This is a genomic window from Nostoc sp. CALU 546 (genome assembly GCF_048836525.1).
In genome coordinates this window covers 70,626-86,449 of sequence record NZ_JAWJTF010000007.1, presented here as the reverse complement: position 1 = coordinate 86,449, position 15,824 = coordinate 70,626, and the positions used below count along the sequence as shown (strand labels likewise).

At 41.2% G+C, this 15,824-nt stretch carries 13 protein-coding genes and 1 pseudogene; 6 read left to right on the top strand and 8 right to left on the bottom strand.

Going from position 1 to position 15,824, the window contains the following annotated elements:
• Positions 1-109: 109 nt before the first annotated feature.
• The gene (locus RRG12_RS05490; protein WP_420758634.1) at positions 110-946 is read right to left on the bottom strand and encodes a carbohydrate ABC transporter permease; all 837 of its coding nucleotides are present in this window, start codon (positions 944-946) and stop codon (positions 110-112) included.
• A complete protein-coding gene (locus RRG12_RS05485) occupies positions 943-1,851 on the bottom strand; it encodes a carbohydrate ABC transporter permease (RefSeq protein WP_420758633.1) in 909 nt (302 codons plus the stop codon). Before RRG12_RS05485 ends, RRG12_RS05490 begins: the two co-directional genes overlap by 4 nt.
• A gap of 342 nt (positions 1,852-2,193) precedes the next feature.
• On the opposite strand from RRG12_RS05485, the gene RRG12_RS05480 reads away from it, so the two are divergent.
• The 3 genes from RRG12_RS05480 (at position 2,194) to RRG12_RS05470 (ending at position 7,135) form a co-directional block, all read left to right on the top strand.
• Positions 2,194-4,464, top strand: a complete 2,271-nt coding sequence (locus RRG12_RS05480; protein WP_420758632.1) for an ATP-binding protein — start codon at positions 2,194-2,196, stop codon at positions 4,462-4,464.
• An 83-nt stretch (positions 4,465-4,547) separates the two neighbouring features.
• A complete protein-coding gene (locus RRG12_RS05475) occupies positions 4,548-5,468 on the top strand; it encodes an alpha/beta hydrolase (RefSeq protein ID WP_420758631.1) in 921 nt (306 codons plus the stop codon).
• Between the two features lie 455 nt (positions 5,469-5,923).
• Positions 5,924-7,135, top strand: coding sequence for a tetratricopeptide repeat protein (locus RRG12_RS05470; protein WP_420758630.1), 1,212 nt, complete (start codon positions 5,924-5,926; stop codon positions 7,133-7,135).
• A gap of 95 nt (positions 7,136-7,230) precedes the next feature.
• Here the strand turns inward: RRG12_RS05470 and RRG12_RS05465 are convergent.
• Positions 7,231-7,437 (bottom strand): annotated as a pseudogene (locus RRG12_RS05465) (ABC transporter substrate-binding protein); the annotation flags it as partial.
• Between the two features lie 51 nt (positions 7,438-7,488).
• Here RRG12_RS05465 and RRG12_RS05460 point away from each other — a divergent pair.
• Together RRG12_RS05460 and RRG12_RS05455 are read left to right on the top strand one after the other, a co-directional pair.
• On the top strand, positions 7,489-7,734 hold the full coding sequence (locus RRG12_RS05460) for a type II toxin-antitoxin system prevent-host-death family antitoxin (RefSeq protein WP_334849777.1): 246 nt from the start codon (positions 7,489-7,491) through the stop codon (positions 7,732-7,734).
• Complete coding sequence (locus tag RRG12_RS05455; RefSeq protein WP_420758629.1) at positions 7,731-8,123, top strand: type II toxin-antitoxin system VapC family toxin; 393 nt, start codon at positions 7,731-7,733, stop codon at positions 8,121-8,123. The genes RRG12_RS05460 and RRG12_RS05455 overlap by 4 nt, the downstream gene beginning before the upstream one ends.
• A gap of 289 nt (positions 8,124-8,412) precedes the next feature.
• On the opposite strand, the gene RRG12_RS05450 is transcribed toward RRG12_RS05455, so the two are convergent.
• Positions 8,413-9,636, bottom strand: a complete 1,224-nt coding sequence (locus RRG12_RS05450) for an ABC transporter substrate-binding protein (RefSeq protein WP_420758671.1) — start codon at positions 9,634-9,636, stop codon at positions 8,413-8,415.
• A 416-nt stretch (positions 9,637-10,052) separates the two neighbouring features.
• Here RRG12_RS05450 and RRG12_RS05445 point away from each other — a divergent pair, with 416 nt between their 5' ends.
• Entirely contained in the window at positions 10,053-11,474 is a 1,422-nt protein-coding gene (locus RRG12_RS05445) for an MFS transporter (protein ID WP_420758628.1), read from the top strand.
• 78 nt (positions 11,475-11,552) lie between these two features.
• On the opposite strand, the gene accD is transcribed toward RRG12_RS05445, so the two are convergent.
• From accD to leuB, 4 genes are all read right to left on the bottom strand, one after another.
• Positions 11,553-12,503 carry an acetyl-CoA carboxylase, carboxyltransferase subunit beta gene (accD, locus tag RRG12_RS05440; RefSeq protein ID WP_069070881.1) on the bottom strand — a complete coding sequence of 317 codons (951 nt, stop codon included), beginning with the start codon at positions 12,501-12,503 and terminating at the stop codon, positions 11,553-11,555.
• 635 nt (positions 12,504-13,138) lie between these two features.
• Positions 13,139-13,987: a prepilin peptidase gene (locus tag RRG12_RS05435; protein ID WP_420758627.1), complete on the bottom strand. Its 849-nt coding sequence runs from the start codon at positions 13,985-13,987 to the stop codon at positions 13,139-13,141.
• Between the two features lie 95 nt (positions 13,988-14,082).
• Positions 14,083-14,343 (bottom strand): hypothetical protein, encoded by a 261-nt coding sequence (locus tag RRG12_RS05430; protein ID WP_069070883.1) that lies wholly within the window; start codon positions 14,341-14,343, stop codon positions 14,083-14,085.
• 90 nt (positions 14,344-14,433) lie between these two features.
• The gene (gene leuB / locus RRG12_RS05425) at positions 14,434-15,522 is read right to left on the bottom strand and encodes a 3-isopropylmalate dehydrogenase (protein ID WP_069070884.1); all 1,089 of its coding nucleotides are present in this window, start codon (positions 15,520-15,522) and stop codon (positions 14,434-14,436) included.
• Between the last annotated feature and the right edge of the window lie 302 nt (positions 15,523-15,824).

The window sequence follows — 15,824 nt, the reverse complement described above, 5'->3', positions numbered from 1 at the left end:
ATGGGGCATGGAGAATGGGTGGAAAAGGAGGACAAGGAGGATAAGGGAGACAAGAGGAATAAGCCCCATTTCCAATGCCCAACGCCCTATGCCCAATATCCTATGGCTATTAACCTTTTCCCCCGGTAAAGGTGACGCTTTGAATAAAGTAACGATTAAAAAAGGCATAAATACCTAAAGCTGGCAGGGTAAAGACCATAGAAGCCGCCATAATGTAGTTCCAATAGCTGATGTATTGACCTTTAAAGGTGTTCAGCCCCAAGGGAAGGGTAAACATTTCTGGGTCAAATAGGATAACTATAGGCAGTAAAAAATTATTCCAACTCCCCATGAATACAAACACTGCCTGTGCTGCTAGTGCTGGTTTTGCCAAAGGTAAGACAATATATCGGAAAATCCCAAAGGTATTTAAGCCATCCAGTTGCGCTGCTTCTTCTAGTTCTTTAGGAAAATTAACAAAAAACTGCCGCATCATGAAGATAAAAGTGGCATTAACCATGCTGGGAACAATCATGCCTTGGTAAGAATTCAGCCAGCCGATCGCTTTCAAAATCAAAAATGTGGGAATCAGGGTGATTTGCGCCGGTACTGCTAGTACTGCCAAAATTAGGAAGAACCAAAAGCGCTTGCCCACAAAGCGTAGTCTCGCCAAAGCATAACCAGCCATTGAATTTAACAATAAGTTTAAAAGCGTAACGCTGACGGCGATCGCTACACTATTAAACAACCAACGCCAAAATAGCGGTTCTTGGAGAAAGATTTGCTTGTAGTTATCGAGAGTAAAATTCTTGGGGAGAAAGTTGGGTTCACCACTGACAATCTCTGATAGCGGCTTAAATGATGCTGAAAGTGCCCAGAGAAAGGGTATTAGGGTAATGATGGCATAGAGGGTCAGTAAGACATACAACAGGGCTTTGAGCCAGGATAAGCCAGAGGTGTTAGTCAAATTCGTTCGCCTCCGAAAAGTTGCCGCTGAATCAAAGTGATGGCAATTATCACTGCTGCTAACAAAAATGCGATCGCCGCTGCATATCCCATTTGTAAATTCCGAAACACAGCTTGATAAATCAGCAGCACCACAGTTAAGGTAGCGTTGTTTGGCCCGCCAGTACCGCCAGAGAAGATGTAAGACTGGTCAAAAAGTTGAAAAGTCCCAATTACCCCCACTGTTGCCACAAAGAAGGTTACAGGCTTAAGCAGGGGAAGAGTAATGTGGATAAATTGCTGCCATCCATTTGCGCCATCAAGTTCCGCCGCTTCGTAAAGTGTTTGGGGTATATCTTGCAACGCCGCCAGATAAATCACCATGAAAAACGGCGCAGTTGACCAAATGTTCATGATCATAATCCCTTTAAGCGCAACTGCTGGATCGCCCAACCAGTTATAAGTAGGTAGCCCCACAAAAGCGAGAAAATCGTTTAGTAGCCCATCAGTGTTATAAATCCACATAAAGATGAGTGTCAGCACTGCTGAAGAAGTGACTGTCGGCAAAAAATAGAGGATACGCCACCAGTTTTTACCGCGAATTGCAGAATTCAGAGTTACTGCCAGAATTAAAGCCAGGATAGTTTGAGTTGGCACAACAATACCTACATATTCGGCGGTGTTTCTCAAAGCAATCCAAACTCTTTCATCTTCAGCTAATCGTGTGAAGTTCCGAAAACCGATGAACTCGTACTCAATACCACCAAGAAGTTGGACTTTTTGCAAAGAAAGAAAAATGGCGTAGAGAATGGGTAAGACTACAAAAGTTCCCAAAACTAGAATGGTGGGCATCATAAACATATACCCAGCCAAGTCTTCAGTTATGTTCCGCCTGGGGTTACTCCGCCGCCTGTTGATTTCAAACACTACTGAACCTCCATCTAATCTCGCACTAACCCGGCTGTAGCGATGGATTGTGCATGATTATTTATCGTACTCCCAGACAAAAATAAAGACATTGCTTGTGTGAGTTAGCTGGATATGTAAGTTAGGGAACTATATATTTAGTTTCCTTGGGATGCTCACAAAATGTCATATACAGCCTACTTACGTTCGATTAAAAATAAACTCCAGAGAACTGGGAAAACTCAAAAAAGCCTACGGGTCAAAACCATCATAGAACAGTTTGGCTACCAGCGTAGAAGTCAATCATTCATAGATGATTTTAATACTGCTCTTGATGAATTAGGGCTTTGTGCAAATCCTCAGTTGGATTTGCATATTCCGTTAGATACAAAAATAGCAATTTCTCTTAAAGGTGTAGAACCAATAAATGAAGTTGCTGAATCTCAATCTATTTCAGCCAAACTAAAAGAGGCAATCTCAGTTAAACACGATTTTTTCTACTACTTGTTTGATTTTGGCTCTGAACAAGAATATGAACGATTTCAAGCGTGTTTAGATTCTCACCAGCCAGTAGGTATTTTTTTAATTCCACAAGTAGAAGATTTCTTCTCTGATATTGTTGTCAAAATCTTTAATTATGAATTAATTAGAAAATACCAGTATGGCGGCTATAATAGTATCCCCAAAGCTGCCACTAGGAAAATTCCTACAAGTATTGCCTCAGAAGATAAAGATTGTGAAGATGAACAAGAAAATTCTATCTCTGATGCTAGCATTTTCCAGTTTTATCGTTCAACAATGACCAGTATTATACTTGGCAACACTGGGTTAGAATTGCTTGATTCTGAAAAATTCGATCAGCAGTTTGAACAGATATCCCTATATGCCAATAAATATAATTCCGAACAATTTTTTATTTTATTTCATTGTCCATCGGCATTAGAAATCCAAGCTCATCAACAAGAAGATGCTTTAGGCTACTTGGTAGATAGAGTTGCTAGTAAAATTCCTTTTACTTTTACTCTCAGGTGTAAATATCCAAATGAAGCCTCTATTGAATACAAAGAGGAAGTGTACGCCCATTTCCGCCTATTACTGGAACTTCCATATTATGAAATAGAGGAAGATGATGCATCTTTGCAAGATTACTTTGTCGAATTACAAAAAGCTCAAATTCAAGCTGAGTCACAGTTACTATTAAAAATGAAAGCTGAACATTTTTACACTCTGAAGTGGCAGCAGGAAAGTAAAGAATATATCTACCTTAAGTATTTTGCTATTAAAACGTTGGAAAGTCTAGGATATGGGTTATCTAATATCGGCTGTGAAGTTGAGTTGACTTCTAACGATGAAGAAACAATCGATGAAGATACATCAGATGATGATGAAGAGTACCAAAATGAGATTATTGAAGTCTATGTCAAAAATCAGGTAGTGGTTGAGATAGAAACTCTCAAATACCAGGAATTTCAGGATAACAATCTCTTTTTAGATTCAATTAAAAGAGTTTCAAGGAAATCCAAAGTATGGCCGAATAAACTAGAAAGCCTTTGGTTAGTAATTCCTGGTTTTGAGATAGCACGAAATTATTACCAATTGAAAAAAGCTAAGGAAATATTAGAATATAAGTTTTCTGGATATTATGGCGATCGCTTCCAAGTTGTAATCATGGCTCCTGATTATGAAAAACACCAATTAGTCCCAGTGTCCTTTGACTCTATCGACTATCCATCTTTTAATTATGGAGCTAAAAAACCTAGTTTATTACAAGCATATCCAATTACTAACCGCGTCAAAGAATTTAAACTTGACTTTAGCCAAGTACAAGGGCTAAATGAAGAAAAAGAGAAACTAACTAGACTCTTGAAGTTGCAATCTAAAGGATACAAGAGTTCAATTGGTGGAATTCTTTTCTATGGCTTACCGGGATGCGGTAAAACTCTACTAGCAAATGCCTTTGCTAATGAGTCTGGAAGATATTTCTTTAAGTTCTCTCCTGCCGATATTGTCAGTGTTTGGATCGGGCAAAGTCAAAAGAATATTCGAGATATCTTTGCTCAAGCTAAGAAAAAGTTTCCTTCACTTTTATTCATTGATGAATTAGACAGTATTGGATTTAATCGTAATGATGACAACGCACATACAGACCAAAAGGCAACCATCAACCAATTACTTATAGAACTAAATAATCTTCAAAATAGTGATGTAATTGTCATTGCTGCAACTAATTATTTGAGTGGCATTGATAGTGCTTTGAAACGTTCTGGTAGATTGGATTGGAAGATTCCTGTTTTTCCACCCGATCAAGTAGAGAGAAGAGATTTATTTCAATACTACTTGTCGAAAATTGATATTAATCAGCTAGTCAACTTTGAAATTCTTGCAGATAAAAGTGGGAGATTTACCTCATCCGATATTGAGTTAGTTTGTCGGGAAGTTAGAAATGCTATTCTTCTAGAAGAAATCAATTCGGCTTTAACAACTTCAGATGTGATTACTTATATCAATAATCTACAAGATGGTGGGTTAAGTCTTAACGAAGAACAAGTCAAAGAATTTTTAGAAGAGTGTAGGAGAATGAGTGTAAAGAATCCTAAGTTAGAAACTCTGAAATTAGAATGGGGATTGTTTTAGAAATCGGCTAATAAAAATAGCGTAGGCGTAGCCCGTCGTAGACATTGCACCTTTTGGTAGTTTTGGAAAATAACTTTAGGAATATGAAATATTTTAATCATCGAAAACTGCTGCTAACAAGTCTAGGAGCAATAGCGATCGCCTACATTTCAACTTGTCTATTTTTGTTTGTTCGGCAGCGTTCTTTGATATTTAGCCCCACTCCACAAATTTTAACTCTACCTAGTTCACCCGACTTTTTTCTTCCTTACAAAGATGTGCGTTTATCTATTACCGACTCTAATGAATATATACATGGCTGGTGGATTCCAGCACCATTACCAAAAGAGAAAGTTTCTTTAATTCCAAATGAGCCTGTAAAAATTTTAAAATCACCTAAAACATTTTTATACTTTTGTGGTGCTGCTAATAATAAAGGTTACTACAATTATATAGGCAGACTTCAAGCAATGCGACAGTTAGGGTTTTCTGTATTAGTGATTGACTACCGAGGTTATGGTAGTAGCAAAGGGAATTTCCCTAGTGAGTCTCAGCTTTATCAAGATAGTCAAATAGCCTGGAATTATTTAGTAAAAATACAACAAATCCCTCCTGAGAGAATTGTCATTTACGGCGAATCAATGGGGGGAGCAGTTGCTATAGATTTGGCAGTAAAACATCCAGAAGCAAGTGGATTAATTGTGCAAAGCTCTTTTACATCAATGGCAGAGGAAATCAAATATAGAGATTGGTTACGGATGTTTCCCATCGATCTGCTGCTAACACAAAAGTTTGATTCTATTTCTAAAGTTCGTTCTCTACGTCTTCCCGTTTTATTTATTCATGGAACTGATGACAGCATTGTTCCATCCTACATGAGTCAGCAGTTATATGATGCTGCCCCTGAACCCAAACAACTTTTATTAATTCCAAAAGGAAAACATGTCCAAATTTATCAACCTGGAAGTAACTCGTATTTACAAGCAATTCAGAAGTTTATCCAAAAGGTAGAGTCTCAAGAGTAAGAAATAGATCCATCACAATTACCTTCGACACGATTCAAAAATTCGTCCAAGAATCGATTTTAGTTGTAAAACTTACAACTTCCATTGCTAAATAATTAGTAAACCTCATCTTATTCTAGATTTTTTAGAGCGAACATTGCTCAATCAGATCCCCAGATTCCCGACTTTTCAAAAAAGTCGGGAATCTTGTGCCTCACGATAAATCCTATTCTCATTCCCTGTTCTCCCTAGCCTCTAAAAAAATTTGTTACCAAAACAGAAGCCACGGATGAGTCAGCTAGCTGCACCTATAAAATCAACATAAAGTTTCAGCAATATTACTGGCAAAAGTTAAATTATTTACTAATAATCGGAATTGATGCCGACGGGATAGGCTGTAAATAATCACTTATTGAGACTGACAAATCATGGGGAGTGCAAATAATCAGGGGATTTGCAGGTGGTTTCTACCAAAAGTGACCCGCTACAGTTTAACTTTGTTGCTGAGTGCGGTAATGCTTGCTGATGCTGTGGGGGCGACACCGACAAACCGAGGGTTGCAGATAGCACAGCACCCAGGAACCACTCAACAAAATGCCACTCGTGCTGCTGCGGAACTAGTTACTCAAGAAGGGAAGGAGTTTTATCAACAAGGGACAGCAGAATCACTGCGACAAGCGATCGCAAAATATCAAGAAGCGCTGAAGCTTTGGCAACAAGTTGATGATAGACGCTGGGAAGCCGAAACCCTCAACAATATTGGCAAAGTCTACGACGATTTAGGAGAAAAGCCAGAAGCGCTCAAATATTACAACCAAGCTTTACCAATACTCCGTGCAGTGGGGGACAAGGGAATGGAAGCCACCACCCTCAATAATATTGGCAAAGTCTACAACTCATTAAAAAAAAACCAAGAAGCGCTCAAATTCTTCAACCAAGCTTTACCCATAAGCCGCGCTGTGGGAGACAGAAAAGTGGAAGCCGTCACCCTCGCCTATATTGGCAAAGCCTACGACAATTTAGGAGAAGAGCAAGAAGCACTCAAATACTACAACCAAGCTTTACCCATAAGCCGCGCTGTGGGGGACAGAGGAGAAGAAGCCAGCACCCTCATCAATATTGGCATTGTCTACTCTGATTTAGGAGAAAAGCAAGAAGCGCTCAAATACCTCAAGCAAGCTTTACCCATAAGCCGTGCTGTGGGGGACAGAAAAGTGGAAGCCCGCACCCTCAACGATATTGGCTTTCTCTACGGCTTATTAGGAGAAACGCAAGAAGCGCTCAAATATTACAACCAAGCTTTACCCATAATCCGTGCAATGGGCGAGAGAAGAAGGGAAGCCACTATCCTCAGTAATATTGGCGCTGTCTACAACTACTTTTTAGGAGAAAAGCAAGAAGGACTCAAATACTACAACCAAGCTTTAACAATACTGCGGGCAGTTGGGGACAGGGAAGAAGAAGCCAAAATGCTCTTTCATATAGCTTTTCTAGAATACAGTCGGGGTAATTTACAACCAGCCCAAACACATATTCAAGCAGCTATTGAAATATTTGAAGATTTACGCGCCAAAATAACTAACGAAGAACTACGCGCTGCTTACGTTGCCTCACTCCAACGCTGCTACCAGTTAAACACCTATCTGCTGATGGAACTGCAAAAAAAAAGACCTATAAAAAGGATATGATGCATTGGCACGAGAGCGATCGCTCTCGTGCCTATATTCTGATAGAACTACTAACCGAAGCAAACATAGACACCCGCAAAAAGATTGATTTTCGGTCAATCCATTGCTTTAATCTGCCGATTATCTTCATTTTCTGCCTTCAGCATCGCCTGCTTTACTGGTTGTTGTCCCAACAAGGCGCTGACAAACTGATTATCAAAGTTATTCACGATCGCACTTGGATACTGACCTACTTGCCACGGTGTAGCGTAATTAACACCCGCTACTAATGGCGATCGCAATGAGTCTTGGTGATAGCCGATAAATATTGAGCAATAGTTCATGCTATGTCCTATTAGAATATGACTATAGTCATGACTATGGTTATTATGAAATCAATTTCCAAAAGTAAACTCAAATCTCAACTTCTTGAGTTCTTACGACTTGTAGAGTCAGAAGGAGAAGAAATTGTAGTTACTGATCGCGGTAAGCCAGTGGTGAAAATTTCCAAATATGCACAAACACCTTCAACAGAGGAGTTATTTGGGGAAATGCGCGGTAAAGTAAAGTACTTTGAGGATTTAACTACACCAACCACTGAGGAATGGACACAATTGTGAAGATAGTCCTTGACACTTGTGCCTTAATCTGGTGGAGTTTAGATCCAGCCAAACTTTCTGAACAAGCCAAAGAAGCGTGCAACCAGATGGAAAGGGATAAAAATGGTCTTGTCCCTTCCATAGCTATATGGGAAATTGCGATAAAAATCAAAAATAAAAAACTAGATTTAGGAGTCAATCTTAACGATTACGTACTAAGGCTGAAAAAGTCTAGTACCGTTCAGATTGTACCCATTGATGAAAATATTTGGATGGAAAGTGTCAATTTAGAATGGGGTCATCGAGATCCAGTAGATCGAGTTGTTGTTGCATTAGCCAGAAATAATCAAGCTGCAATAATTACATCTGATCAGGAAATAGCAAATTTCTACTCAGAAGTAATTTGGTGAAATTGAAGAAGAATTCAGAAGTCAGAATTCAAGATTCAGAATCAAGACGCTCGTAGACTCCTAACGCTTCGCTATCAGTCGAGGATTCAGACCCGCGACTGAATTGTTGCACCACCAAATTGAAAATTTGGTGGTGCAAAAACGCCGATTATTCAGACGCGACTCGAAAATACTCGCTACCGCTGCGCTATCGAAAACTCGCTAACGCTACGCTATCCGCCAGTCATACAAAATACCCAACTGAATTCTGACTCCTGACTCCTGAATTCTGTTCGGTAAGAAAGATTGCTTACTCCATCGCCCTAATTTGCTGATTTGCTTCATTCTCTGCCTTCAGCATTGCCTGCTTTAATGGCTGTTGCCCCAACAAGGCGCTGACAAACTGGTTATCAAAATTATTCACGATCGCACTTGGATATTTACCCACCTGCCACGGTGTAGCGTAATTAACTCCTGCTACTAATGGCGATCGCAATGGATCTTGGTCATAGCCCAAATTCTTTGCTACTGATTTACGTGTTGGCAAAGCAAACCCTGTTCCTGTCCACTTTTGCATTCCTTCTTTACCTGTGAGATAAGAAATCAACTCCCAGGCTTCGGCTTTGTGTTGTGCTTGCTTATTCATTACGTAGGCAACTGTAAATACCATTGTGCCTTTTTTGTCATTAATCGTAGGCAGTGGTGCAGTAGCAAACTCTACTTGCGGAAAGGTTTCAGTTAAGTAAGGAATTGCCCAGTTACCTTCAATCACCATTGCCACTTTACTCTGACCAAACATTTCACTACCTGAGTTTGTCCCCACATCAGATTTTTGGGCAGAGGATCGGTCTTTTTGATACTGGTTTACTACCAACTCTAAACCTTGTAAACCTGCTTTACTGGCAAAGGTAGCAGAACCATTTTGATCAACAAGTTGTCCACCAAAGGCTTTGATTTTATAAGCCTGACGCGCCAATTCTGGAATTTCACCAAAGCCGTATTTGTTAAGTTTGCCTGTCAATTGTTTCGAGTAAGTCCGTAATTCATCCCAAGTCGCTGGTGGATTACTCAAGCCTGCAAAGGCAAAGGCTTTTTTGTTATAAAACAAAGCAAGGGTGGAATAGTCTTTGGGAAGACCGTAAATCTGGTTCTGATATTTAAAACTGTTGAGTAGGGTATCCTCGAAGTCTACTAAGTCAAATTCGGGGGTGATGTAACTATCTAACGGTTCTAGGACAGTTTGACTCATCAAGAAAGGAGCTTCCAGCGCATCTAGATAAAAAACATCAGGTGCAGCTTCTCCAACTAAACGAGTTTTGATTACATCCATGTATTGGTCGGAAATTACCTCATATTTGACCTTAATTGCCGGATGTTGTGCCTCAAAGTCTTGCAGTACTTGTCTCAAGAGCTTTTGCTCAACGGGAGAACCTCCCCAACCACTAAGTTTGATGGTGACTGTGGTAGATGCTAACGGTTGGCTTGGTAATTGTAGGCTTTGACAAGCAATAATAGCGATCGCGATCGCTATTATCAATCCCAAAAAATTAAATAATCTTTGCTTAATCACAGACAGATAACAGTTTCTCTCTTCTTACTTATACCTTCTGTTGCTAAGGAGTGAAATTTTACTTATTTGAAATTTTTGTTGAGAATTGCAAGCTAAAATAACGAAAAATTATCAGCAATGCTTTGAAGAAGGCAGAAGGCAGGAGGCAGGAGGCAGGAGGTTCAATTTAGAAGGGGATTCAAACTCCCTCCTAAATTGGGGCCACCAAACTAAAAATTTGGCGGGGGTCTTAAACCCAAGACCCGTCCGGTCACGGGCAAGAGTTAGGGGTCAGTTTTCCTCCTGCCTCCTGCCCCCTAACTCCTGCCTTCATTGATAAAGCATAGTGAATTCCTCTGCAACCGGATTTATCCAGGGTACTTCACCCATAAACATAGATTATGGATTCTGTTCAGGTTGAAACAACTGCGCCACTGACTCTGGAATTTCCCCAGATTGCCTTACCACCAACAGCAATCTCTCCAAACTCTCGAATTCCCAAGGATACTATTCGCACTAGTTTAAAAGCTTCTACTGCGGATTCTGTCTTAGCATCGGTTTACTCCCTTGGAACTGGCGGGATTTTACTCAGCAATTTATTGGTGGAATTAGGTGCTAGTCCAGTGGTATTTGGGATGCTTTGCTCCATCCCTATGTTGGTCAATCTTATTCAGCCGTTGGGTGCTTACTTGTCGGAACGCAGCACCAGCCGTTTTCAATATTCGCTGCGGACACACGGAATTGGTCGGCTGTTATGGCTGATTTTAGTAATTGGTATTGCCAGCGCCAGTTGGGGAGTGGTTGATGCTCACCAGTTAGTGATATTGACACTCTTGATTGTTCTATTTAGCAATCTTTTGGGAGGACTAGGAACTGCATCGTGGCTAAGTTGGGTGGCAATGATAGTTCCCCGACGATTGCGAGGTAGGTATTTTGGGCTACGCAGTAGCGCCGCTAGTCTAACTAATTTGGTTTGCGTACCAATAGCTGGTCTAGTTGTATCACATTGGTATGGGGGATCTCTACAAGGTTATGGGGTAGTTCTACTGGTAAGTGTTGTCTTTGGAATTATGGGATTGGGGTGTCAATATTTCCAGGTGGATATGAATCCGCGATCGCAAAACACTTATTATGGCAAGTTAACTCAAACAAGTGAGATTCAATCAGAGGTTGTAAAAGAAGAATCCTCTGAAGTGCTTCAATCAATTCATCCACCACAAAACCAATTAGCTAACAGTGTTTGGAAAAACTCTAACTTTTTGATATTTCTGCTGTATTTCAGCTTTTGGACACTTGCTGTTAACCTCAGCAGTCCTTTTTTTAACCTCTATATGCTGGATACGCTGGATTTAGATGTAAGTTACGTGACTATCTACAACAGCCTTCAGGCGGGGGCGACTTTGCTAATGCTCATCCTGTGGGGAAAATTAGCAGACAAGATAGGCAATCGTCCCATCCTCATCTGTATTGGGATTTTGGTTGGAGTCACACCATTTCTGTGGCTGGGAATTAGTATTAATCGCCTTGATATTTGGCTGTGGTTGCCACTATTGCACATTTTAGCTGGAGGTACTTGGGCAGCGATTGATTTGTGCAGTAACAATATACAATTGGCGATCGCACCAATTAAAAATCAGTCTATCTATTTTGCGATCGCAGCTGCCGTTGCTGGAGTAAGTGGCGCTTTAGGCACAACTATAGGCAGTTTCATCGTCCAATTTGCTCAGTCTGGAGGTTTACTAACTTTGTTTGTCCTCTCTGGTGTATTCCGACTAGTAGCCCTTGTTCCACTCATGTTTCTCCAAGAGCCACAAAGAAGTTAGGGAGCAGGGGAGCAGGGGGGAAGTTGCAGTAAGTTTTTCCCCTCTGCCTCTTGTGCCCCATGCCTCATTCCCCAAACTTTATTCTGCGGCGGTAGAAGTTAAAGACATTGTTTCCCACAAAACCATGTGAGGTGTTGTTAATACAGGCTGGTGTAGAGCAATCAGCTGGGCTAGGGTGTTCTTTAATTGGGTACGGGGTACGATATCATCCACAAAACCATGCTGGAGCAAATCTTCAGCAGTCTGGAAATTTTCGGGTAGTTTTTCCCGCAGGGTTTGCTCAATCACTCGCCGACCAGCAAAACCAATGGTTGCTTTGGGTTCTGCCAAAATTATATCGCCCAACATTGCAAAACTAGCGGTAACGCCGCCCGTTGTCGGATTGGTCAAAACGGGAATATATAATAATCGAGCGTCTTTATGGCGCTGTAAGGCTGCGGAAATTTTCGCCATCTGCATCAAAGAAAGCATTCCTTCTTGCATTCTCGCGCCGCCGGAGGTGCAGACGATAACTACAGGATACCGTCGTTGAGTGGCTTGTTCAATCATGCGGGTGAGTCTTTCTCCCACAACCGAACCCATACTACCACCCATGAAGCGGAAGTCCATAACCCCAAGGGCAATGGGCAAACCATTAATTTGACCTAAACCAGTTCTAACTGCGTCTATCAAGCCAATTTTATCTTGTGTTTCTCGCAAGCGATCGCTGTAGAGTTTGCGATCGCGAAATTCTAGCGGGTCGGTTGGACGCAAATGCTCATCCAGCGGTTTCCAGGTATTGCTATCTATCAATTGGCGGATGCGCTCATCACTGTCTACCCGATTGTGATGATTACATTCGACACAAACCATCTGATTGGCTTTCAGGTCTTTTGTATATGCCAACACGCCACACTTAGAACATTTATGCCACAGACCATCAGCAATTTCACGTTCTTGGCGTTCCAGGCTGGTAGATCCTGACTTCCGTCGATTTGCAAACCAATCAAATAGAGACTTTAAACCACGTGATTCTTCGTTGTTAGCCATTTTTTATTTTATTTTAAGTGGGTATGAGGTCGAAAACATGTCAAACCGTATTGGATTGTCCTTAATCATTGGTCATTCGTCTTTACTAATGACTTAATGACTACATCGTTAAACTACGCTTTTAAGCAATTCAGACCTTAATTTTCATCTTTGGTTGCCAGCTTAACGAAAATACTTATACCAATACAAGTCTCTTGCTATTTTTTTCGGCAGACTTAATTATATGAACGTACTGACAACGCCATGAGAATACCAACCTCCAAATAAAATGCTCTCCCCCTCCTACCCAAATCAATTATTCGTATTGCTAGGTTCTGAACAAGCGGCATCTGTTGCACTAGCTGTGCTTGCCAACGGTTAATCGTCGTTAAGAGGGTAATACAAGTCACAAGCTGAATATTATCAAAATGTGAAGGGCAGATGGGGTAATGTTGGTTACAGTCACGAATTATAAATATTTTTTATGAATGGGCATTGGGTATGGGGCATTGGGCATTGATAAAGAGGCAGAGGGAGTGTGGGGAGTGTGGGGAGATAGACAAAAGGTTCCTAACCTTCCACACCTTCCACACCATGAGTGATAAATCCGGGTGTACCCTGCTCCCCTTGCTCCCTTGCTTCTTCTGTAGTTCAATTCAAGACGCTGGAAAAAATAACCGCAGGTAACTAGACAAAATAGCTTCACCGCTAAATAGGGTAATCACAGATCCTAAAGCCAAAAAAGGGCCAAAAGGCATCTTTTGTCCTAACTTTTGTCGCGATGTTTCTTGATTTGCGGCTTTACGTCTACGCATAATAACACCAGTGCCAATTAATGCTCCCAGCGCACAGGCAAGAAAACTAGCCAAGAGTAAATATTTCCAGCCTAACCAGGCTCCCATCATAGCTGCTAACTTGGCATCACCCGCACCCATTGCAGTTTTACCAAAGGCAATTGAACCCAATAGGGCGATCGCATCAAATAGCCATAAGCCTAATACTGCACCAACTATCGCCATTATCAGGTGATTTACCAATTCCACAAAACTACCTTCTGGTAGAAAACCAACTACCATTTGAAACAAAATCCCTACCACTAAACCCGACTGAGTAAGTGGATTAGGTAGGGTCATTGTATCTAAGTCAATGAGCGATAGCGCTAATAACCAACTGCAAAAAGCCCAATAGCCTATTGTTAAAGTCGAAACTTGAAATACCAAAAAAATTAGTAAAAAAATTATGCCCGTTACCCCTTCTACCACAGGATAACGGACAGAAATTTTGCTCTTGCAATATCGACACCGCCCTCTTAAGGAAATCCAGCCGAATACTGGTACATTGTCGTAAGCTTTTAGCTGGTTTAAGCATTTAGGACAACGAGAAGGCGGCCAAAGAATTGACAACCCAGCAGGTAGGCGATAAACAATAACATTGAGAAAACTACCAATAGATGCACCCAAAGCAAAGACCATTACACTCGCCGGGATGGCGAACAAAATGTCCATACAGTCATTTGTCCTTTGTCATTTGTCTTGTGTCATTTGTGCTTTGTCATTTGTGCTTTGTCAATAACTAATGACCAATGACTAATGACCAATGACTAATACATGTGGGATTCAATTTGACTTAAGGGCACAAAACACTCTTGAGGTAAAAGAACTGGTTGGTTAGTAAAAATAACCTTACCTCGATGAGTCACACGATTAATTGCTACACCGGAAGGTTGCCCAGCTATTTCGGGATGGACTTCACAGTGAGTATAGTATATCTGCCCAGCAGCTCTGATTACAGAGGGATCAATCAAAGGCGATTGGTTTTTTGGGGCGGTAAAATTTGCTTGTCCTTGTCGTAATGCGTACACTATCGACTGTTATTTGATTGCTAGATTTCCCTTTAGTCTACCCGAAACTTATAGCAAAGGTTGCCAAATTGCCCAAGTTGCTATGCAAAATTATTTTTGTTCGATAGCTTTGATGAGTGAGTCTCCCATAGCGCGGCAACCAAGGAGATTTTTTCCTGGAGAAATTATATCCCCTGTGCGATCGCCTTGTTCTAAAACTTGCAATACGGCTTGTTCTATGTGGTCTGCCGCTTTTGGTTGGTCTAAACCGTAGCGCAACATCATCGCCGCACTCAAAACCTGTGCTAAAGGATTTGCCTTATCCTGTCCGGCAATATCTGGGGCGGAACCATGAACTGGTTCAAATACACCAGGCCCAGAAGCGCCTAAACTAGCTGAGGGTAACATTCCAATACTACCTGTGAGCATGGCAGCAGCATCAGAGAGAATATCACCAAACAAATTGCCTGTAACTATAGTGTCAAATTGCTTGGGAGCGCGTACTAACTGCATAGCAGCATTATCTACATATAAATGAGAGAGTTCGATATCTGGATATTCTTGAGAAAGTTGGGTGATGCGATCGCGCCACAACTGAGATACTTCTAATACATTCGCTTTATCCACCGAACAAAGTTTTCCACCGCGTTTTTTTGCCGCTTCAAAAGCCACCCGCCCAATACGTTCAATTTCAGATTCGGTGTAAACCATTGTATTTACACCGCGTTTTTCACCTGTTTCTGTGGCAAAAATCCCTTTAGGTTTACCGAAGTAAATCCCGCCAGTGAGTTCACGCACCACCATAATATCCACGCCTTCTACAATTTCGCGTTTCAAAGTCGAGGCGTCGATTAGCTGGGGCAAAATTTTCGCTGGGCGCAAATTGGCAAATAATCCTAAACCGGCACGTAGTCCTAACAAACCTGCTTCTGGGCGTAAATTGGATGGCAGGGAATCCCACTTGTAGCCACCAATGGCTGCGAGTAATACAGCATCACTGTTACGACAAGCTTCGAGAGTTGCAGATGGCAGGGGTTCACCTGTGGCATCAATTGCTGCACCACCAATAAGGGCTTCTTGGAATTCAAACTTCAGATCAAATTGCTTCCCTACGACTTTCAGCACGTCTACCGCCACTGCCATAATTTCAGGGCCAATGCCATCGCCGGGTAGTAGAGTAATGCGGTAGTTCTGGGTCATAGCTGATGATTACTAGGTAAATGCTTACAGATCAAATATCATACCTAGCAAAATGTACCGATGGAGTTTTTAATTTATTTAGGGGTTGTCTGAATCGCCCTTTTGATGACCAGACACAAAAACGGATTTTTATACAGAACTTACGCAACTGGCATATTATTTTTAGTTTGTAGTGAGGACTTTAGTCCTCAAAATCAGGGCTGTTCGCGGAGTATTCCCGTAGGGTAGCCCTTACTACAAACCAAAAGGTTTAATTTTTTGTGACACTTGCGTAAGTCCTATTATGTAAAAAGTGCACAAGC